Origin of the sequence: Parapedobacter sp. 2B3, assembly GCF_041925275.1 — a bacterium.
GTDB lineage: Bacteria > Bacteroidota > Bacteroidia > Sphingobacteriales > Sphingobacteriaceae > Parapedobacter > Parapedobacter pyrenivorans_A.
Genome location: NZ_JBHEUZ010000013.1, coordinates 60,838 through 80,632 on the forward strand (window position 1 = coordinate 60,838; position 19,795 = coordinate 80,632).

Here is a 19,795-nt window from a genome sequence, read left to right on the forward strand (position 1 = left end):
ATGTTTCCGTGTTTCACTGGTTTTCTTGTAAAAGATACACTTCATGGAATTTGGATTAAACAAGTTGTTCGTGTCATTGTAATTTATGTGGATCGTTGTGCGGTCTCGATGTTTATATCTATGTAATGGCGAGCAAATGGATCATCTGTAGGCAACAGCGGCTGTTGTGGTAAGGGCATTTCCAAAATCCGGCTTTGTCTTCGTGCGCCATTATGTGCCCGTTTTCATCCCTGCCCCAATACCACTCGCCGTTTTGATGGTCGATGAGGTTCTCCTTGGTGTATTGCCATACCCGCGACGCAATTGCCATGTATTTGCTGTCGCCAGCCAATAGCCCGGCGCGGTAGAAACCGACCAAAGCCTCTGCTTCTACCCACCAATGTTTCTCGGCAACCAATGTATTGGTAGCGGCACTGAATTCATAGAGCAAGGCACCCGATTGGTCTACCCACTTCGCGCTGGTGGCAGCCAAGCGCAAGGATAGTGTACGTACGGTATCGCTGAGTTGTCCATCGTCAACGGCGCGTGCCGCTTCGCAGAGCAGCCACGATGCCTCTATTTCGTGGCCGAACGAACGGAGGGATGATTTGGTTTGCCAATACTCATCAAAAAACAGGGAGAGGTGGCCATGGGGGTTGATAAAATGCTTTTCGAACAGTTCGAGTATGGCAATAATCCGTTGTTTCAGGGCATCATTTGGCCATATTTCATACAAACCCGTGTAGGCCTCTAATATGTGGAGGTGTGTATTCAGGGTTTTCTTTTCGTTGTCGTCTTTTTCACTAAGGCTCAGGTGTGCGGTGGGCGACCAATTCCTGGCAAGGGCCTCTATATATCCGCCATGGCGGGTATCCCAGCTGTATTTTTCAATGGCTTGGTACAGCGTTTTGGCAAGAGCTAGTACTGTACCGTCGTTATTGACTTTATAGTACGCTGCTAACCCGTAAATGGTAAAGGCCATGCCGTAAATCTGTTTGCGGCTGTCGGCCGGACTTCCATCGGGGTATACCGACCAGTATACGCCGCCGTACTCGGCGTCGATGAAATGTCGTTGGATGTATTGATAGGCAGCGTCTGCCAACTCCAGGTATCGGGGTGTGCGGGTATGGCGGTATCCTGCCGAAAAGGCCCACAAGATACGGGCATACATTACGGAACCCGAAACGGCGAGCGGATAAGGTGTGTCGGTATGGTCCACCTTCGGGTAAAAGCGGGCATTGGCACTGTCAAAAGCGGTGCTAGCCCAATAGTCCAATATGCGTTTGAGTTCACACTCAAATTCACTGACCTTCCAACCGTGTGGCTTTGCCGTGTTCAATATGTTCATTTTTCTGGGTGAGTCTTCTTATGTTGTCTACGGATCGCGCTGAAATGAACCCGTCTTCGGGTGTGTTTTTCACATAGTCGACCAGTTGTTCAATGGAGCTCGTTGCTACATGCATGCGTGTGTCTGATGATGCGTAGTAGATGTAAACGCGATCATCATCTACGATCCAACCGTTGCAAAACACAACATTAGAAACGTCGCCGATGCGTTCATCGCCCTCCGGTGCCAAAAAATAGCCGCCAGGCTTATGGATGATTTGTGAAACATCGTCAAGGGCTGTCATAAACAGATACAGCACATACCTTAGCCCCGCGGCTGTGTGGCGCACGCCGTGTGCCAAGTGTAGCCACCCCATGGGGGTCTTCAGCGGTGCAGGACCTTGGCCATTCTTAGCTTCGTATATGGTATGGTACTTCTTTGCATCGATAATGTGTTCGTCGTGTACTGCGGCATTTTCCATGCTGTCCGTTAGCGCAAATGCTATCCCGCCGCCCTTGCCGGTTTCGATGAAACCGTCCTGTGGACGGGTGTATAAGGCATATTTGCCATTTACAAACTCGGGGTGCAGCACGACATTGCGCTGTTGCGGTGAGTTTGTTTTCAGGTCTGGCAAGCGCTCCCAATGTTCCATATCCCGCGTGCGGATGATGCCGCACTGGGCAATGGCGGCAGATTGGTCGGCTTCGGGTGCGTCGGGGTTGCGGCGTTCGGTACAGAATAGGCCGTACACCCACCCATCCTCGTGGTGCGTAAGCCGTATATCGTATACGTTGGTGTCCGGATCGCCGAATTGGGGGATACTGATGGGATATTTACGGAACCGGAAATTGTCGATTCCATTGGGGCTTTCCGCGATGGCAAAGAACGATTTGCGGTCGGAAGCCTCTACACGTACCATCAGTAGGTACCGTCCTTGCCACTTGATGGCCCCTGCGTTGAATGTGGCATTGATGCCGATGCGCTGCATGAGGAATGGGTTTGCCAGGTGATCGAAATCATACTGCCATTCCAACGGCGCATGCGCTGCCGTGAGGACGGGGTACTTGAATCGGGTGTATATCCCATTGTCCGGCCATATGGCTTCGTTTTTCCTGCCAACGAGTTCCCCATGCTTATTCACGAGGGCTACCCTTTTTGCTTCGAAATCAGTTATTGATAATGACACGATCTTGTTTTGAACTTATTAATTTTCCAGTTTATTCCACCAAGTTTTCTTCAGGGTAATAGCTATAACGGCCAAAAGGGCTACGGTAACCCATAGTTCGGTTTCCATTTTCAGTACCAAATACATGGGCAAAATGGTGAGGCACAGCTGCCCGATGATGCCAAGCACCACGTTGAACAGATCCCTGCCGAGGTTCTTGTTAGGTATAAATGCGGGGTCTTCCGCGAGTACCATCAGCCGGACGGGTTTCCAGAAACCCCATGGCTTAACCGTGCGGTAAAATTCCTTCAGCACTTCGATATCGGTGGGTTTGGTACATAGCGACCCGATGATCGACCCTGCCAGCGACAAGGCAAAAAGTAGCGGGAAGTAATAGAGGTCCAGGAAGTCGAACAGCAACGGGAATACCAATGCAGGTAGAATGCCCGCTAGCATACCCCAGAAGAAGCCTGAAGCGTTGAACCGCCACCAGTACCATTTCAGCATGTTGGCAGCGATGTACCCGCCATACAATGCCGATACAATCCATTGCAGTACGCTATTTACGTCTTCCGCAAAAAAGCCTAGTGAAATGCCGATAACGGCAATGCCGACGCCGGCGATGTAATTGGTGTTGCGGATGGCCCGGTTCGAGGCGTCGGGTTTGAGGTATTTGAGGTAAATATCGTTGGTAAAGTAAGCTTGCGCCGCATTCAAGGTGCCTGCGAACGTGCCCATAAAGGCCGCCATGAGACCCGCTAGCAACAGCCCCATCAATCCTACCGGTACAAACTGGAGGATGGCGGAAGGTAAAATCCGTTCGAAGTCGACACCCGTGGCGGTTTGCAGATCGAGCTGGTTGTAGTACAGGAGACCCAACACGGCAAAGCCGATCACCATGGCGTAGCGGATGGGCAATAATACCACGGATACCAAACCACTCATCTTGGCAGCATCTTTGGGCGATTTCGTGGAAAGGATTTTCTGCATATCGTAGTTGGGTGCCGGGCCGGCAAGGCTCGCAAAAACGCCTTTGAAAAGCATCATCATGAAGAATATGGTGAACAGGTCGAACCCATCACTTTGGATTTTCGTATTCACCTCGTCAATGATGCCCGTCCAGTTCAGGTCGTCCAGCGTCCAACCGAAAAAAGGCGAGAGCCAGCCGTCAGGCACGCTAAGTGGCGTGAGGGCCAGGTGTTGTGCCGCGATAACCGCTACGACAATGGCTGCCGCCGACATGATGGTGTATTTGACCACATCGCCGATGACGATACTGGTCATACCCCCCAAGATGGAATAGAACATGGTGAGCAGGCAGAAGACCACGCCGTAAAAATGGGGTACATAGGGTGGCTCAATGGTGAATGGGAGATACGGCTCAACACTGTTCCAGGGAATGAAGATTTCGACAAACTTGCCCAATCCAATAAAGCCATACGCGAGGAAACCGAAGCAACTGATGAGCGCGAAGATGACAACGATGGTATGTGATGCCATTACAGCTTGCCCTTTGGTTCCAAAGCGCGTGCCCAGCCATTCCGCGCCGGTGGTGACATTGCTCCGCCGCAGCCATACCGATAGGTACATCATCAGGAAAATCTGGTTAAACACCGGCCAAAGCCAAGGTATCCAGATGCTTTTCATGCCATATACGAAGGCGAGCGTGACCATCCACATGGTGCCGGATATATCGAACATATCGGAGGCGTTAGACATGCCCAGCATATACCAAGGCAGTTTTTTGCCGCCCAACAAATAGGACTCCTTGTCGCGTTGGGCGCGTTTCTTCAATAAAATACCCAAGGCGATCATGGCGGCCAAATAGACCAGGATAACGATAATATCGATGGTTTGGAGTAACATGGCCGACTATGGTTTTGAGGGTTGATAGATATGGAGGGGAGCAAGCCCATCTTCGAACAGTACGTCCGGTAGCTGGTGAAATTTGCGGAAATCATCGGCAGCCGGATGGGTTGGATACGGCGCGTAAAAGTGGTTGGGGCGATTAATGGCATTGCGCCATAACAATACCCACGCTACGGGAGAATCCTGGAGGGTAGGGTAAAGTACCTGCGTAAACCAGTGGGGGTTGGGGATTTGCTCATACCCGGTTTCGGTAATGGCGGCAACCTTATCGCGTTCTTCAGCGATTTTTGTAAGGATACGCAGGCTGTTGATCATCCGCTCCTTATAGGCGGCTTCATCGCCCATGCAGTAGTCATCGAACCCCAAGATGTCCACATAGTCGTCGCCGGGATAGCGCGACAGGTAATGTGCTTCTGATTGGATGGTACTGCTGGAATAGGCAAACAGCAAGTTTGTCAGCTCCTTTCTGTTACGGAGGTAATTTACGGTATATTGCCACAGCGCCTTGTACTCCTCCGGTGTGCAAAAGGCTTCGCCCCACCAGAACCAACTCCCTGTATGTTCATGGAACGGGCGGAAGATGATGGGGATGGCGGTTCCACTGTCGGTTTTCAGGCTTTTGAAAAACGTGGCCAATCGATCGAGGTAGTCATTATAGGTGTCGTGGTGCAGGCCATTCGGCAAGATCTCGGCGATGCTGTGCTGCGTCGTGTCCCATGCGCTTTGTCCGTTTACGGGGTTGGTGGCATGCCAACTGATGGTGTTGATGCCGCCCCGGTTGTAGGCCTCGGTTATCCGGATGCGCATCAGATCGAAGGATACGTTGTCTAAATTGGCCGGCTTGCCTATTTCGAGGTGCCCCAGGTCCCATCCATAAATGGCCGGATATGCGCCCGTGGTACTTTTCACGTCCGACTTGCTGGGCTCAGCAGACCAGTCTACGCCGTAAGCCGTGGCATCCTGATGTCCCAATAATACGTATTGGCTACCTAGTGATTTCAGGGCGGCTAGTAAAGCGGCGGTTTCGGGTGAACGCTTTTCGACAGCCGTGCATGAAGCAAGGCTGACAGCAGCTACTAACATACCGATCTGTTTAACAATGTTCATTTCGGATCAATAATCGGGTCAATAATCGGGTTATTACGAAAGCAAACATACGGGATGCCTGCCGTCCGAAAATAATACTTTTTTAGCGTTTTGTAATAAACTTCTTGCCAACTCCCTTTTTATGCTGCTTCGGTAAGAACTTCCTTGGCGCGTAAAGGTGTATTATTTTTACATGGCCGCTTCTTTGTTTTCGGGCAACTTTAGCTAAGTTTGTACGGCCAGTTATAAGAGATGCCCATGACCCAGAAAATCACCAGGGAAGTAACGCCGCTTACGGAAAGTGACTGTTTTACACTCTTTTGGCGGGTGAAGGAACATTTTGATTTTCCACTGCATTACCATGATGAATACGAGCTGAACCTCATCCTGAATGCCGGGGGAGCGCGGCGCATTGTAGGCGACCATGTAGGCTGTATAGACGATGTAGAATTGGTGCTGGTAGGTTCCAATCTTTACCATGGATGGTTTGACGATGCGTGCGAAAGCAAAGAGATCACGGAAGTGACCATCCAGTTCCACCGCAATCTGTTCAACGAAGACTTCCTCCGCAAAAACCAGCTGAACTTTATCCGTAACATGTTCGACAAGTCGCAGCAAGGTATCCTGTTTAGCCGCGAAACCACCCTTTCGCTCAAAGACCGGTTGATGGGCCTTAAAGCCAAAACGGGCTTCGACTCGGTATTGGAACTGATGGCTATCCTGCACCGGCTTTCCCAATCGGAGGGGACACAAATGTTGAGCAGCGTCGGGTTCGATGACCACCACGCCCGGTCGAACAGCCGGCGGATCGTGAAAGTATTCGAATACCTGAACGAACATTACGGCGAGCCCATCACGTTGGCCGATATGGCGGCCCACGCCCATATGCATGAGGCATCGTTCAGTAGGTTTGTTAAAAAGAGCACCGGGAAGACATTTATCGATAGCCTCAATGAAATCCGGCTTGGGCATGCTACGCGATTGCTTATCGACACCAACCAAACGATTGCCGAAATTGCGTACGGCTGCGGGTTCAACAACATTTCAAACTTCAATAGGATATTCAAACGGAAGAAAAACTGTACCCCGCGGGAGTTCAGGGAGAACTTTTCGGGAGCGAGGGTTTATATCTAGCGTCGTAGGTCTTTAGTCGTAGGTCTCCGCAGTCGTAAGCCGATGGTCCCAGTGCAGGAGTTTCCTAATATTGTCATAATGTAACCCGTAGTTTGTAACTAACCGATGTAAATCGATACTTTTGTGGTTGCTTTTCAGGAGTTTTACGATGCGGAAACCTTTGGTGCTGTTTTATTTCCTTGTTTTTTATGCCACGGCGCAGCTGGTATGGTGGGGGGTGCTGCTTATTGAGGCCCAGCCCGACCGGAAGGTGATGATCATAGGCGAGGGTATATTCTTTATGCTGATTTTCGTGGTAGGGGCACTTAAACTGAAAAAAGCATTCGTGCGCGAGCATAAAATACAACAGCAGCAGCAAAATTTTCTGCTGGCGGTGACCCACGAACTCAAATCGCCGCTTGCCTCCATCAAGTTGGCTATCCAAACCATCCTCAAGCGAAGCCTGAGCGAAGAGCAGCGCAACCAGTTCCTATCCAACTCGCTCAAAGACATCGAGCGGCTGGATGATTTGGTGGGCAACGTGTTGATTGCCACTAAACTGGAAAACCTGCGCTATAACTTCCCCAAAGAAGACATTGATCTAAGTGAGTTGGTAAAGAACGTTGCGGGCCGCCTGCAAATCCACTCCTGTACCACACAGGTTATCAAAACCGAACTCGAGCCAGGCCTTCAAATCGAAGGCGATCGGTTTGCCATCACCAATGTGGTGACCAACCTGATTGAAAATGCCGTTAAATATTCACCACCGTGTGCACACGTATCGGTAAAGCTAGCACAGGGCAATGGCCACGTCATATTCAGCGTGTCAGACCACGGTATCGGTATCGAGGATACCGAAAAGAAATTGATTTTCAATAAGTTTTATCGGGTAGGTAACGAGGATACCCGAAAAACGAAAGGGACCGGGTTGGGATTGTACATTGTAAAAACAGTGCTTGAGCGGCATCGCGCACAGATCAGCGTGAAAGATAACGCCCCATCGGGAAGTATTTTTGAAGTCATGTTTCCGCTAACGAATGCCGTTGTTCTAGCGGCAGCGGAGAACCGGGCTTGCGAGCTCGCCGAAGGTAAAACGATGAAGTAACTTTATCTAAGTTTAATAATCACTATGCAACAAACGAAGCAACGCATCCTATTGGTGGAAGATGAGGAGCACCTGTTGGATGCCATCAAACTCAACCTCGAATTGGAAGGTTACCGGGTGTCTACCGCCACCGATGGGAAAAAGGCGCTGAAGATATTCAAGGAAGAGCGGTTCAATTTGGTGATATTGGATGTGATGATACCCGAGATTGACGGGTTCCAGGTAGCCGAAACGATACGGCTGCAAAATACGGAAGTGCCCATCATGTTCCTTACGGCCAAAAACAGCAGCGAAGACCGTATTACCGGGCTCAAAAAAGGGGCAGATGATTACCTCGTGAAGCCATTCAACTTGGAAGAATTGATCCTACGGGTGGGGATATTGGTACGCCGCGGGATGAAAGGGGATGACCTCAAAGAGCTCAATTCCTATCAGATAGGAGAAAAGACTATTTATTTCAACTCGTTTGAGCTCCACCATGCGGACGGCACGGTGACCTCCTTGACCAAAAAGGAAACCATGCTGCTCAAACTGCTCATCGAGCGGCGCAATGAAGCGGTATCGCGCGAGCAGATATTGGAGACCGTATGGAACTACGACGTGTACCCTTCTACGCGAACGATCGATAATTTCATCCTCACGTTCAGGAAGTACTTCGAGCCCGACCAGAAACACCCGATATACTTCCATTCCATCCGCGGGGTTGGTTATAAGTTTACCGACAATCAGCAGGCGTCATGATGACAAGCCGGGCACGTACCGTTGTCTTGGTACTTGCATTTCTGCTGTTGGCGTGGGCGGTCTATACGAAGGCATACCAAGTTGCTGCGATGGTGGCAGGAGCCATAGGTTACCTGGTATGGAGCCATTACCGCGAAGGTACGGTCTTTCTTGCTACCCAGGCGTTCCAGAAAAAGGATTATGAGAAAGCAGGGCGGTTGCTGTCGGATATCAAGCAGCCCGAATACCTGCGCAAAGGGCGACGCAATTACTACGAGTTTATGTGTGGCAATATTGCCTTGAAGGCCGAAGATTACGACGCTGCGGAACGGCATTTCCAGATTGCCTCTAGGCTCCCTTTCCGCCGCCCGAATGACAAGGCTATCGTCCTGGTGAATCTGGCCAACATCAATCTGCGCAAGAAGGACTACGAGCGGGTACGGGCCTATGTCGATCTTGCGCGCACATTGGAAGTAACCTCCCGTGTAGCACAGATCATCAATAAAATCGAAAACGAAATACCAAAGGAATAAGCGTGACAACTAATTTACAGAACGATTTGCTCATCCGGGCGGCTTTTTCACAGCCCACTGAGCGCCCCCCCGTTTGGATGATGCGGCAAGCGGGCCGGTTTATGAAGGAATACTGGGATATAAAAAACAAGTATTCTTTTCTCGAAATGTGTAAGACGCCGGAAATTGCGGCCGATGTGACCATGCTCCCGGTGGATTTGCTGGGGGTGGATGCTGCCATCTTGTTTTCGGATATCCTCGTTACAGGCGAAGCGATGGGTGGGCAGCTGAGCTTTGAGCAAGGGGTGGGCCCCCGCTTTGCCAATCCGGTCCGCACACAGGCGGATGCAGCGGCGCTGCGTACCGATGTGTTGGATAAGTTGCAATACGTAGGTGATGCCATCCGCGTCATCCAGCAACGTTTGGAGGGGCGCATTCCGCTCATCGGGTTTGCAGGGGCACCGTTCACCGTATTGAGTTACCTCGTAGAGGGCGGCTCCTCGCGCGATTTCAAGCGTACCAAGTTGCTACTCAATAACGAACCTGAGCTGGCGCACGTCATTTTGCAGAAAATTGCCGATGTGACGGTCGATTACCTCAATATGCAAATCGCTGCCGGGGTGAATGCGGTGCAGCTCTTCGATAGCTGGGCGCTGGCGCTGTCATGGAACGATTACCAGGCATTTGCCCATGCATATAATACGCAGATTATCTCCAAGCTCCATCGGAAGGACGTTCCCGTTATTTCATTCTGCAAAGGAAGTTCGGTGTTTGCGACACTCATGGCAGAAGCCGGTCCCGATGTGGTTTCCGTAGATTGGAACGCCGACCTGCGAAGCATCAAAGATAGCTTACCACAGGGCGTTGCTGTGCAGGGCAACTTGGATCCGTTTGTTTTATATGCAGATAAAAAGGTCATCAAGGAGAAAATATTGCAACTGTTTGAGCGCATGCGCGGACAGGATGGGTTCATCTTTAATTTAGGACATGGTATCATGCCGGATATCCCATTCGATCATGTGAAATACGCAATTGAAGTGGTGCGGGAGTTTAAGTATTGACGTAACCGTATCCTGATTTGTAACGGTACGTTTTCGAAACACAAATAGGCAAAACGCAAAAAGCAGTATGTTGTACCTTTACGCAAAAGCCATACACATCATTTTTGTTATCTGCTGGATGGCCGGGCTCTTCTACATGGTGCGGTTGTTTATCTACCATACGGAGGCACGTCAACGGCCGGAGGCAGAATACCAGGTGCTACATGGGCAGTTTGTGGTGATGGAGCGCAAACTTTGGTGGATCATTACCACGCCTGCCATGTACCTGACGGTAGCGGCGGGGCTCGTGATGCTCTACGTGAACCCGGCGCTCCTGCACATGGGGTGGATGCATGTGAAGCTGGTTTTTGTGCTCGGTTTGGTGGCGTACCACTTCGTGTGCCAGCGTATGCTATTCAACCTGCGTGCAGAAACGAGTACGTGGACTTCCTTGCGGCTGCGCTTGTGGAATGAGCTGGCTACCGTGCTGTTGTTTGCCATCGTTTTCGTGGTGGTGCTCAAAAGTGCCCTCCACTGGATTTATGGTGTAGCGGGCCTGTTGCTGCTGGGTGTGATGTTGATGGTTGCCGTGCGGTTATATAAGAAAATCCGGGAGCGGGGTTCGGACAACAGCAAAGCTTCTTAGCCAATAGGCAGCGTTAAATCCACTTTTCATTATCTTTGTTCGCTCGGGCGAAACAATCCGCGTTTCGCTTGGTTTCTTAAAAGTCCGTATTACATGAAGTTCCAACTCACATCCGAATATATACCCACGGGCGACCAGCCCGAAGCGATCCGTCAACTGGTGGAAGGCATCAATGCCGGAGAGACGTACCAAACCTTACTCGGGGTCACCGGATCGGGGAAGACGTTTACCGTGGCCAACCTCATCAAGCAGACCCAACGGCCTACATTGATATTGAGCCACAACAAAACGCTGGCGGCACAGCTTTACGGCGAGTTCAAGCAGTTCTTCCCCGAGAACGCCGTCAACTACTTCGTTTCCTACTACGATTATTACCAGCCCGAGGCGTACATCGCTTCGTCCAATACCTATATCGAGAAAGACCTGGCCATCAATGATGAGATCGAGAAACTCCGCTTACGAACCACATCGGCGCTGATGTCGGGCCGCCGCGATGTGATTGTGGTCTCTTCCGTAAGTTGTATTTATGGTATGGGTAATCCCGAGGATTTTTCGCGCTCGGTATTCCGGTTTGCCGTAGGCACCGTCATCAGCCGGAATGCCTTCCTGCATCGGTTGGTAGAAATACTATATGCGCGTACCACCACCGATTTCAAGCGTGGAACCTTCCGTGTCAAAGGCGACACAGTTGATATTTTCCCCGCCTACATGGATGAGGCGTACCGCGTTTCTTTTTTTGGCGACGAGATCGATGAACTCACCGTCATCGATCCTATCTCGGGCAAAACGCTGGAGAAAATGGAAGACATGGCGCTCTTTCCGGCAAACCTGTTCGTTACGCCGAAGGAAAAATTCACCCAGTCGCTATGGGCGATTGGTGAGGAACTGGAGCTACGTAAGGAGCAACTCTTGCTCGACGGGAAGCCGTTGGAGGCCAAACGCCTTGAAGAGCGGGTAAATTATGATCTTGAGATGATGCGCGAACTGGGGTATTGCAGCGGTATTGAGAACTATTCGCGTTTCTTTGATGGGCGGCAACCGGGTATGCGTCCGTTCTGCCTCTTGGATTATTTTCCCGATGACTACCTGACGGTCATCGATGAGAGCCACGTTACGATTCCGCAGATACGGGCCATGTATGGCGGTGACCGCTCGCGGAAACTCTCCTTGGTGGAGTATGGGTTCCGCCTGCCAGCCGCTTTGGATAACCGGCCGCTGAATTTCCCCGAGTTCGAGTCTATCGTTGGCCAAACCGTTTATGTGAGTGCCACACCTGGCGATTACGAATTGCAGCAGACGGAAGGCGTGGTGGTAGAGCAGGTAATCCGGCCTACGGGACTGCTCGACCCGATGATCGAAATTCGTCCGGTAGTCAACCAGGTGGACGACCTGCTCGACGAGGTGGACCGCGTAACCAAAGAAGGGGGCAGGGTACTGGTAACCACGCTTACCAAACGCATGTCTGAGGAGCTCACCAAGTACATGGCCAAGCTGGGTATCCGCGTGCGCTACATCCACTCGGAAATCAAAACACTGGAACGCGTGGAGATTTTACGCGGACTGCGGCTGGGCGAGTTTGATGTGTTGGTAGGCATTAACCTACTACGGGAAGGACTGGACCTGCCGGAAGTAACGCTGGTAGCCATCTTGGATGCTGATAAAGAAGGTTTTCTGCGCTCGGAGCGGTCGCTTATCCAAACCATCGGCCGCGCCGCCCGTAATGATAAAGGTCGCGTCATCATGTATGCGGATACGATTACGCAGAGCATGCGGGTTACCATCGACGAGACCGACCGTCGCCGTGAGAAACAAATCCGGTACAATGAAGCGCATGGCATCACGCCCCGCACGGTGGGCAAATCGCGGGAAGCTATCCTGGAGCAGACCTCGGTGGCCGACTTCAAAGGGGAGGGGGCCAAGATTTACGTGGAACCGGAGCCGACGAGCAGCGTTGCTGCCGATCCGCTGGTGCAATACATGAGCAAGCCGCAGCTGCAGCAAGCGGTCGATAAGGTACGTAAAGATATGAACAAAGCAGCCAAGGAGATGGATTTCCTGCAGGCGGCCAAGCTGCGCGACGAGCTGTTTGCGCTGGAGAAAACATTTGCCGAGCTGTTTGGTGAAGGGTGAAGTTGTGAATAGTTAACTTGCGATGTCGCCAAGCATCTATGATTATCCGTCAAATCTGTGTAATCCGCGTTCAATGACGCGCTGGTCAGCTCATCAATGAAACCGCTCGGGATCAAAGGACTGAATATCGGCGGATGTCCTTTCCTCATGTGCGAGTTCGGAGACAATCTTGCCGGCTGCCGGCCCGAGACTAAGGCCCATCATGCCCATCCCGCCGGCAATAATCAGGTTGGAGATTGATTTCGCTCGACCGAGATAGGGAAGCCCATCCGGCGAGCAGGGACGGAATCCATGCCAAACCGACTTCTCGTCGGGCATTGGCAGTTCATACCCTGCATAATACTGTGGTATGGCATTCACAATGCCTTCCACCCGTTTCCGATTAATGCGGTGATTGATGGAGGCGAGTTCCATCGTGCCACCGATGCGCACCTGCCCGCCCATGGGCGTGATTGCCACGCGGGCTTCCAGCAGCAGTGCGGGGTGCCGTAACTTGCCTTCGAATGCCGATGTCATGAAGGAGTAACCTTTGCCGGCCATCATCGGGATGGTGATACCTGCCTTATTGGCCAATTGGTCCAACCAAGCACCGCCGGTAAGTACGATGGTATCTGCCGTATACTCTTCGTCTGCGGTGGTTACCCGCGCGATTTTATCGCCGATGCGCACGAACCCCGTAACTTCGGCATGGGAAACGAGTGCTACGCCCAACTGCCTAAGCTGCTTCTGAAGTGCCGCCATCAACGCCGGGGGATAAAGATGGGCATCGCTGAGAAAATGGGTGGCGCCGAACACATCAAGCTCGACATCCGGTTCGAGGGCCTGCACTTGTTTACGGTCCAATACATCGACCTTAAGGCCCAAATCGGTGGCCCGTTCGGCCAGGTGGATTTCCTCTTCCCACGTTTTTTCTGTTTTGCACAGCATGAGGATTCCCCGGCGTGTTAGGCCGAAATCGTTACCCAAGTCGGATGCCAAGCCGGCGTAAAGGTCGCTGCTGAGGTTGTTAAGTGCGAGGATATAGGGTGCCGATCGCGTTACGTGCTTTTCATTGGCGTGGCCCATGAATTTGAGCCCCCAAGAGATCATCGAGCGGCTGAGGGACGGCTTCATGTAAAAGGGGCTACGGCTATCGAACAGCCATTTGATGCCCTGTGTTACCACGCCCGGTGCAGCCAGCGGTGTGAAATGGCTGGGCACAATCATCCCGGCATTGCCGTAGGAACAGTTGCCGGTGAAATCGTCCCGATCTAATACAGTAACTTTCCAGCCATCTTTGGCCAGGTAGTAGGCAGATGCGAGGCCGACGATGCCGCCGCCCACTATCAGGGCACTTCCTCGGGATTGGATGGCGGCAGGTATATGACTAATAGTCATTTTTTTGAAATGGGTTTTGAAATTAAACTAACGACTTACGACCAATGACTTACGACTTATGATTAAATAACCTGAAAGCCATGTGCATACGGATCGTCGTCGTCGATAATGATATTGTTGTAACCGGTTACCATGGCCCAGCCTTCTATCCCCGGCACGATGGCCGGCTTTCCGTCGCCGAAAGCGTTGGATATTTCTTCTTCTATCGTGCCAGTAAATTTGGAGCCGATGATGCTCTCGTGCACGAATGTGTCCCCCACCTTGAGTTTACCTTTGGCATGCCATTGCGCCATGCGTGCGGATGTGCCCGTGCCGCAGGGCGACCGGTCGATGGCCTTATCGCCATAAAAGACCGCATTCCGGGCGGTCGATGCTGAGTGGAGCGTGGCCCCCGTCCATTGGATATGGCTGAGCCCACGGATGTTGCTGTCTTCGGGGTGCACGAACGTATATTGGTCGTTCAGCCGTTGCCGCAGTGTCCGGCTCCAACTGATGAGTTGGTCGGCCGTATAGTGTTCCAATCCGGCGAAACCCGGTTGCGGATCGATGATGGCGTAGAAATTTCCGCCATACGCCACATCGACGGTCAGCATACCCAGATCGGGGCATTCAACGGTCAAACCCTCCGCGGCCAAGAAGGATTTTACGTTGGTGAGTTTCACCGATTGGACCTTTTTGCCTACTTGCTCATACACGACGGACACCAGTCCCGCCGGTGTTTCCAGCCGGAGCTTGCCGGGTGTTTTCGGAATAATCAACCCTTCTTCAATAGCGATGGTAACTGTGCCGATGGTGCCGTGGCCACACATGGGCAGGCATCCGCTGGTTTCGATGTATAGTACGCCTGTGTCGTTGGCCGGATCGACGGGCGGGTAGAGGATGCTGCCGCTCATCATGTCGTGGCCCCGCGGTTCGAACATCAGGCCTTTCCGTATCCAATCGTGTGCCGCCAGGAAATGAAGGCGGCGCTCCATCATGCTATTGCCCGTCAATTGCGGGCCACCCCCGGCTACGAGCCGCACGGGGTTCCCACAGGTGTGGGCATCGATGCAGAAGAATGTTTTTCTCATGAGTTGCCTTTTGTTTTTTGCGCTTTGCTTTTTTGCGTCAGCCGACTGTATTTTTAGTCAATTCGCCGTTCACCGTACGCCAGATGCCCAACGGATTGGAGTTTTTCAGTTCATCGGGCAGCAGCTCATCGGGCCAGTTCTGGTAACTGATAGGCCGAGCAAAGCGCTTGATGGCATCGGGCCCCACCGAAGTGAACCGGCTGTCGGTGGCGGCCGGGTATGGACCGCCGTGCTGCATCGATCCGCAGACTTCCACGCCTGTGGGGAAGCCATTGAACAGCAAGCGGCCACTTTTATCCGCCAATGCTGCAATGAGCTCCCGGTGGTGTTCCAATTCAGCAGGCTCGGCCAATACGGTCGCCGTGAGCTGCCCCTCGAGTTGGTTCGCTACGGCTAAAGCCTCCGTTGGTGTGTCATACGTTACCACAAGCCCGAACGGGCCGAACACCTCTTCCCCCAATTTCGGATTAGCCAAAAAATCCTGTGCCGAAACAGTGGCGACCGTGGCGTTGCCATGGGTTTGCGGTGTGGTCTCATCCACGGCAACCAATATATCTATTCCCACTTGGGCCAGCAAGTCGGTCTTGTTTTTATGGTAAGATGCCGCAATGCCCGGATGCAGCATCGCGGCGGGCGCTACTTGTTCGATCTGTGCTTTCAGGGTGTCAAGGAAACGCGGTAGCTCCGCGTTGTTGGGCGCTACGAATACACCGGGGTTGGTACAGAATTGTCCTACCCCCAAGGTAAGCGAACCGGCATATTGCGTGGCCACTTCTTCCGCACGGGTGGCTAGTCGCTCCGGAAGTAGGAAAACCGGGTTGACACTACCCATTTCGGCAAATACCGGAATCGGCTCCGGCCGTTGGCTGGCCAGATCGAACAGCGTCCTGCCGCCGTAGAGCGAGCCGGTGAAACCGACGGCTTTGACAAGCGGATGCTTCACCAGGTATTGGCCACCGGTGGCACCGTCGGTGGCTATGGCGGCAAAGAGGCCGCTGGGCATACCCGTTTTTTCCACCGCACGTTCAATGGCATTGGCCATGATAGCAGATGTTTTGGGGTGCCCCGAATGAGCTTTGAAAATAACTGTGCAACCGGCTGCGATGGCCGATGCCGTATCACCGCCGGCGGTGGAAAAAGCAAACGGGAAATTGCTCGCCCCGAATACAACCACGACACCTAGCCCGGTATACGCTTTGCGGATATCGGGTTTGGGTGGGGTGCGGTCTGGGATAGCCGTGTCGATCTGCACAGGTAGTACATTGCTATGCACCAACGCATCGGCATAGCAACGCCATTGGTATACCGTGCGCGCTTTTTCGCCTGTGAGGCGGGCCTCGGGGAGGTTTGTCTCCGATTGGGCGGCGGAAATCAATTCCGCGCCGAGGGCCTCGATTTCATCGGCAACGGCATGCATGACCGCCGCACGTTGCTTAATGGTCAATTGCCTGAAGTTTAAAAAGGCTTCCTGCGCCCGCTGCACGTAGGGGTCGATTTCCTGAATGGGGATGTTTTCGCTCATGATACTTGCTCAATTGTTTTCCGGAGCGGTAAATTTAAGTAATCTGGCAATACCGGACGAGTGGCGATGGCATCGCTGATAATTTTTTGTACACGGGCAAGCTCTTCGCCTTCCAATGGTAACCGTGGGGCCCGTACGTATTCATTGCTCAGCCCTTCGGCCGTCGCGGCCAATTTGATATATTGCACCAACCGGGGGTGGATGTCCAGTTCCAATAGAGGCATGAACCAACGGTATATGGCCAATGCTTCGTCTAACCGGCCCGCTTCGGCCAACCGGTAAATGGCAACCGTTTCGCGCGGGAACGCATCGACGAGGCCCGCCACGGAGCCATGGGCACCCATCAATTGGCTCTCCAAGGCGATGGTATCTACACCGCCCAATATCTTGAACCGATCGCCGAAACGGTTGACCATACGGGTAATGTTGGTCAGATCGCGCGTTGATTCTTTCACGGCATTTATATTCGGAGACGCTTCGAGCTGTTCAAACATTTCCACGGTTACATGGATGGCATAGTCTACCGGGTTATTGTAGATCATAATGGATAGGCGGGTTGCGGCGGCAACTGTTTTGAAGTATTCCACCACTTCGCGGTCGGACGCCCGATAGCGCATGGGGGGGAGCAGCATCAACCCGTCTGCACCAAGCCGCTCGGCTTCCTTGGCGGCATTAACCGCTTCCGCCGTGGACTGTTCCGCAATGTTAAGAATGACAGGTATATGCTGTGGTACATGTTCTTTTGCAAATATCAAGAGGTCGTATTTTTCCCGTGTACTCAACGTACTGACTTCTCCCAAGGAGCCCGCGATGATGAGTCCGGCGACACCTGCGTCGATCTGCGCAAGGAAATTCTTTTTAAACATGCCGTAATCGATTGTTCCCGCTGCGTTGAAAGGCGTCAGAAGTGCTGGATAAACCCCGTGCCAAAGTTCAGTTTTGTTCATGTCTTTGTTATAGTGTGTATTAAATTTAATGACGGGTGCCGATGCCACCCAGAAATGATTGATGCAAATATAGAGGTACCCCACCGCCTAAACCACCCGCTAATTAATCAATGCTATGCATATATTAACAAACAGGTTTATTTCATGTTGCTGAGGTATTTGGATAAGTATTCTTTTGGCGATGTGCCCGCTATGCTCTTGAATACCCGGTTAAAATTGGTGATGCTGTTAAAGCCGCAATTATAAGCTACTGTGGCAATGCTGTCATACTCGCCCGATGTGAGCCTCTTGCATGCTTGGTTGATGCGCATTTCGTTGAGGAATGTGACGAAGGTAACGCCTGTATGTTTCTTGAAATAGCGGCAGAAGGCTTGTGGGGTAAGATGGGCCTCTTCGGCTACATCCTCCAAGGTGAGCACGTTTTGGTAGCGTTGCAGCACGTAGTTATAGATATTGCCCATACGCATCCCTTCGCCATCGGTAATGGGTTCGCCACTGAATGCCGACAGGTGTTTTGGCTTGGGACTCATCCGGCAAAAGGTGCGCAGCATATGCAGGAAATGCAGCATTTGATCCATGTCGTTGGACTCCTTGAGTTTAAGGATGTGCTTGGAAACGGAGTGGAAATGGGGCTGCGGCAGTTTGAACCCCCCTTTGTATTCCTTGAGGAATGCATTCAGCTGGCTCAGCTCGGGCAATTGGAGGAAGTTGGCGAGGTGGCCATTGGGGTCGTAAAATACGGATATCGTATGGATGCCGTCATCGGCGGTCTGGCGACTGCTCTTAAATACGTGCGACTGGTTGGGGGCAATCATGAAAACGTCGTCGGGCCGGAAGGAATGCATGGTATTGTCGGCAATCAGCGTACCTTCCCCCCTGATAATCCAGATCAATTGTGCCTCCTTGTGCCGGTGCAAATATGGATAGAACTGAGGTAGGGTGTCTTCCTGTACAATGACAGTTTTGTCGGGTGTTACCGGAACGGTAAATTGAAGTGTCCTCATAGCATTGTATGATTGAAAGCCTCGTATAAACGTACGGATATTAACCTGATTTTTCCAACTATTTGGATAAAATGGTTAAAATATGGTTATTTGTGGGTAATAACTGGATAATACGAGAACATTGACAAAACGGATGTACGTATTCATATCATTTTTTAATAGAAAACTCTCCCTGCAAATCCATTACCATTGTTTTTCCATTGGGTGTTTTTAGTTGATACCACGGGGCATTTACCGTTGGAACATGAGAAAAATTGGCTTTTCCGAAATGGAATTTTCGGTTTTCTAACATGGCTTTCGGGTAGGTTTTGGTACGGTAAAGTCCAAAAAGAGACCAGGTTTTTACGGTTATTTCCGATTTATTTGTTTCGCTTTGAATGATTTCGAGGACGTATTTCCCGCTCAGCCAAAGCATACAAACCAACATTGCATTTCCCATCACGAGCATAAAAATCAGCCATGCAATTCCGGATGCTTTGGAGCTGTATTCTTCGAAAAACCCGTCCAAATCTGAGAAAATCATATAGGACACGAAAACTGACAATGCCAATGTCAGCACGCTTACTAAATGCAACGTAATAGCTCTTTTGTTATGGTATAGCATTTTTAGTCTATTTGGGTCTTTCAATAAATATTTTTAACAACAGAAACGGCAGAATGACCCATGTGGAAGCCCACGTATTTTCGAGATTGAAACGAGGCACTATTGCCAACTGTATCAAAGCTCCCAAAATAATGGAAACATGAAGAATAATGTGTCTTCGGCTGAATAATGGCATCTGCAAATTCGTATTGTCGGTCTGCTTACGGAAGTAAATGTATTGCGCCAAAAACAAAATCATATTGATATTGAAATACCAGTTTCGGAACATTATAACGAGGATATTTTGCCCGAGTAATTCACGGTTGTTCCAATTCAGCATAAAGCCGAATAGCAACACGATAAACACCACATATACAAACAGAATAAAGAAACTACCGAACGATATTTTTATGAAATCAAATTTCTCTTTGATGGTTTTCCTTTGCCAGATAAGACAGGTGAACTCTACCACAGTGCGAATAAGCTCCTGAAACCAGAACAGATAAATGATATAGAATACCGTTACCTGCCCTTGGGCAATGCCCAATAGTGTAATGACGAGTATGGTTAATATATCTACTTTATGGAGTTGCTTCATTC

Annotated in this window: 18 protein-coding genes; 7 read left to right on the forward strand and 11 right to left on the reverse strand. The window is 51.2% G+C overall.

Annotation, left to right across the window (positions count from 1 at the left end; all coding sequences use genetic code 11):
* Window positions 1-118 precede the first annotated feature (118 nt).
* The 4 genes from ACEVG1_RS15085 to ACEVG1_RS15100 form a co-directional block, all read right to left on the reverse strand.
* The gene (locus ACEVG1_RS15085; RefSeq protein WP_374744583.1) at window positions 119-1,327 is read right to left on the reverse strand and encodes an AGE family epimerase/isomerase; all 1,209 of its coding nucleotides are present in this window, start codon (window positions 1,325-1,327) and stop codon (window positions 119-121) included.
* Entirely contained in the window at window positions 1,281-2,447 is a 1,167-nt protein-coding gene (locus ACEVG1_RS15090; RefSeq protein WP_374744584.1) for a glycosidase, read from the reverse strand. Before ACEVG1_RS15090 ends, ACEVG1_RS15085 begins: the two co-directional genes overlap by 47 nt.
* Window positions 2,448-2,510: 63 nt before the next feature.
* Window positions 2,511-4,337, reverse strand: a complete 1,827-nt coding sequence (locus ACEVG1_RS15095) for a sodium:solute symporter family protein (RefSeq protein ID WP_374744585.1) — start codon at window positions 4,335-4,337, stop codon at window positions 2,511-2,513.
* A 6-nt stretch (window positions 4,338-4,343) separates the two neighbouring features.
* Window positions 4,344-5,447 carry a glycoside hydrolase family 26 protein gene (locus ACEVG1_RS15100; RefSeq protein WP_374744586.1) on the reverse strand — a complete coding sequence of 368 codons (1,104 nt, stop codon included), beginning with the start codon at window positions 5,445-5,447 and terminating at the stop codon, window positions 4,344-4,346.
* A gap of 237 nt (window positions 5,448-5,684) precedes the next feature.
* On the opposite strand from ACEVG1_RS15100, the gene ACEVG1_RS15105 reads away from it, so the two are divergent.
* The 7 genes from ACEVG1_RS15105 (at window position 5,685) to uvrB (ending at window position 12,692) form a co-directional block, all read left to right on the forward strand.
* Window positions 5,685-6,560 (forward strand): helix-turn-helix domain-containing protein, encoded by an 876-nt coding sequence (locus tag ACEVG1_RS15105; protein ID WP_374744587.1) that lies wholly within the window; start codon window positions 5,685-5,687, stop codon window positions 6,558-6,560.
* A gap of 148 nt (window positions 6,561-6,708) precedes the next feature.
* Window positions 6,709-7,644 (forward strand): sensor histidine kinase, encoded by a 936-nt coding sequence (locus tag ACEVG1_RS15110; RefSeq protein ID WP_374744588.1) that lies wholly within the window; start codon window positions 6,709-6,711, stop codon window positions 7,642-7,644.
* A 24-nt stretch (window positions 7,645-7,668) separates the two neighbouring features.
* Window positions 7,669-8,385, forward strand: a complete 717-nt coding sequence (locus ACEVG1_RS15115; protein WP_374744589.1) for a response regulator transcription factor — start codon at window positions 7,669-7,671, stop codon at window positions 8,383-8,385.
* The gene (locus ACEVG1_RS15120) at window positions 8,382-8,897 is read left to right on the forward strand and encodes a hypothetical protein (RefSeq protein WP_374744590.1); all 516 of its coding nucleotides are present in this window, start codon (window positions 8,382-8,384) and stop codon (window positions 8,895-8,897) included. Before ACEVG1_RS15115 ends, ACEVG1_RS15120 begins: the two co-directional genes overlap by 4 nt.
* A 2-nt stretch (window positions 8,898-8,899) precedes the next feature.
* Window positions 8,900-9,937, forward strand: coding sequence for a uroporphyrinogen decarboxylase (hemE, locus tag ACEVG1_RS15125; RefSeq protein WP_374744591.1), 1,038 nt, complete (start codon window positions 8,900-8,902; stop codon window positions 9,935-9,937).
* A 67-nt stretch (window positions 9,938-10,004) separates the two neighbouring features.
* Window positions 10,005-10,562: a CopD family protein gene (locus ACEVG1_RS15130; RefSeq protein ID WP_374744592.1), complete on the forward strand. Its 558-nt coding sequence runs from the start codon at window positions 10,005-10,007 to the stop codon at window positions 10,560-10,562.
* A 93-nt stretch (window positions 10,563-10,655) separates the two neighbouring features.
* Complete coding sequence (gene uvrB / locus ACEVG1_RS15135; protein WP_374744593.1) at window positions 10,656-12,692, forward strand: excinuclease ABC subunit UvrB; 2,037 nt, start codon at window positions 10,656-10,658, stop codon at window positions 12,690-12,692.
* Window positions 12,693-12,785: 93 nt separating this feature from the next.
* On the opposite strand, the gene ACEVG1_RS15140 is transcribed toward uvrB, so the two are convergent.
* The 7 genes from ACEVG1_RS15140 to ACEVG1_RS15170 all read right to left on the reverse strand — a co-directional run bounded on the left by ACEVG1_RS15140 (window position 12,786) and on the right by ACEVG1_RS15170 (window position 19,793).
* Entirely contained in the window at window positions 12,786-14,069 is a 1,284-nt protein-coding gene (locus tag ACEVG1_RS15140) for an NAD(P)/FAD-dependent oxidoreductase (RefSeq protein WP_374744594.1), read from the reverse strand.
* 62 nt (window positions 14,070-14,131) lie between these two features.
* Window positions 14,132-15,139 carry a 4-hydroxyproline epimerase gene (locus ACEVG1_RS15145; protein ID WP_374744595.1) on the reverse strand — a complete coding sequence of 336 codons (1,008 nt, stop codon included), beginning with the start codon at window positions 15,137-15,139 and terminating at the stop codon, window positions 14,132-14,134.
* Window positions 15,140-15,176: 37 nt separating this feature from the next.
* Window positions 15,177-16,661, reverse strand: coding sequence for an aldehyde dehydrogenase (NADP(+)) (locus tag ACEVG1_RS15150; protein ID WP_374744596.1), 1,485 nt, complete (start codon window positions 16,659-16,661; stop codon window positions 15,177-15,179).
* The gene (locus ACEVG1_RS15155) at window positions 16,658-17,608 is read right to left on the reverse strand and encodes a dihydrodipicolinate synthase family protein (protein WP_374744597.1); all 951 of its coding nucleotides are present in this window, start codon (window positions 17,606-17,608) and stop codon (window positions 16,658-16,660) included. Before ACEVG1_RS15155 ends, ACEVG1_RS15150 begins: the two co-directional genes overlap by 4 nt.
* Window positions 17,609-17,745: 137 nt before the next feature.
* The gene (locus ACEVG1_RS15160) at window positions 17,746-18,612 is read right to left on the reverse strand and encodes a helix-turn-helix domain-containing protein (protein WP_374744598.1); all 867 of its coding nucleotides are present in this window, start codon (window positions 18,610-18,612) and stop codon (window positions 17,746-17,748) included.
* Window positions 18,613-18,760: 148 nt separating this feature from the next.
* Window positions 18,761-19,135, reverse strand: a complete 375-nt coding sequence (locus tag ACEVG1_RS15165; protein WP_374744599.1) for a hypothetical protein — start codon at window positions 19,133-19,135, stop codon at window positions 18,761-18,763.
* Between the two features lie 88 nt (window positions 19,136-19,223).
* Complete coding sequence (locus ACEVG1_RS15170) at window positions 19,224-19,793, reverse strand: DUF6498-containing protein (RefSeq protein ID WP_374744600.1); 570 nt, start codon at window positions 19,791-19,793, stop codon at window positions 19,224-19,226.
* Window positions 19,794-19,795: the final 2 nt, after the last annotated feature.

Bases quoted from the DNA above. Each gene is read 5' to 3' on its own strand.
- ACEVG1_RS15085 (WP_374744583.1), bottom strand. From the start codon at position 1,327: ATGAACATATTGAACACGGCAAAGCCACACGGTTGGAAGGTCAGTGAA.
- ACEVG1_RS15095 (WP_374744585.1), bottom strand. From the start codon at position 4,337: ATGTTACTCCAAACCATCGATATTATCGTTATCCTGGTCTATTTGGCC.
- ACEVG1_RS15100 (WP_374744586.1), bottom strand. From the start codon at position 5,447: ATGAACATTGTTAAACAGATCGGTATGTTAGTAGCTGCTGTCAGCCTT.
- ACEVG1_RS15105 (WP_374744587.1), top strand. From the start codon at position 5,685: ATGACCCAGAAAATCACCAGGGAAGTAACGCCGCTTACGGAAAGTGAC.
- ACEVG1_RS15110 (WP_374744588.1), top strand. From the start codon at position 6,709: ATGCGGAAACCTTTGGTGCTGTTTTATTTCCTTGTTTTTTATGCCACG.
- ACEVG1_RS15115 (WP_374744589.1), top strand. From the start codon at position 7,669: ATGCAACAAACGAAGCAACGCATCCTATTGGTGGAAGATGAGGAGCAC.
- ACEVG1_RS15120 (WP_374744590.1), top strand. From the start codon at position 8,382: ATGATGACAAGCCGGGCACGTACCGTTGTCTTGGTACTTGCATTTCTG.
- ACEVG1_RS15130 (WP_374744592.1), top strand. From the start codon at position 10,005: ATGTTGTACCTTTACGCAAAAGCCATACACATCATTTTTGTTATCTGC.
- uvrB (WP_374744593.1), top strand. From the start codon at position 10,656: ATGAAGTTCCAACTCACATCCGAATATATACCCACGGGCGACCAGCCC.
- ACEVG1_RS15140 (WP_374744594.1), bottom strand. From the start codon at position 14,069: ATGACTATTAGTCATATACCTGCCGCCATCCAATCCCGAGGAAGTGCC.
- ACEVG1_RS15145 (WP_374744595.1), bottom strand. From the start codon at position 15,139: ATGAGAAAAACATTCTTCTGCATCGATGCCCACACCTGTGGGAACCCC.
- ACEVG1_RS15150 (WP_374744596.1), bottom strand. From the start codon at position 16,661: ATGAGCGAAAACATCCCCATTCAGGAAATCGACCCCTACGTGCAGCGG.
- ACEVG1_RS15155 (WP_374744597.1), bottom strand. From the start codon at position 17,608: ATGAACAAAACTGAACTTTGGCACGGGGTTTATCCAGCACTTCTGACG.
- ACEVG1_RS15160 (WP_374744598.1), bottom strand. From the start codon at position 18,612: ATGAGGACACTTCAATTTACCGTTCCGGTAACACCCGACAAAACTGTC.
- ACEVG1_RS15165 (WP_374744599.1), bottom strand. From the start codon at position 19,135: ATGATTTTCTCAGATTTGGACGGGTTTTTCGAAGAATACAGCTCCAAA.
- ACEVG1_RS15170 (WP_374744600.1), bottom strand. From the start codon at position 19,793: ATGAAGCAACTCCATAAAGTAGATATATTAACCATACTCGTCATTACA.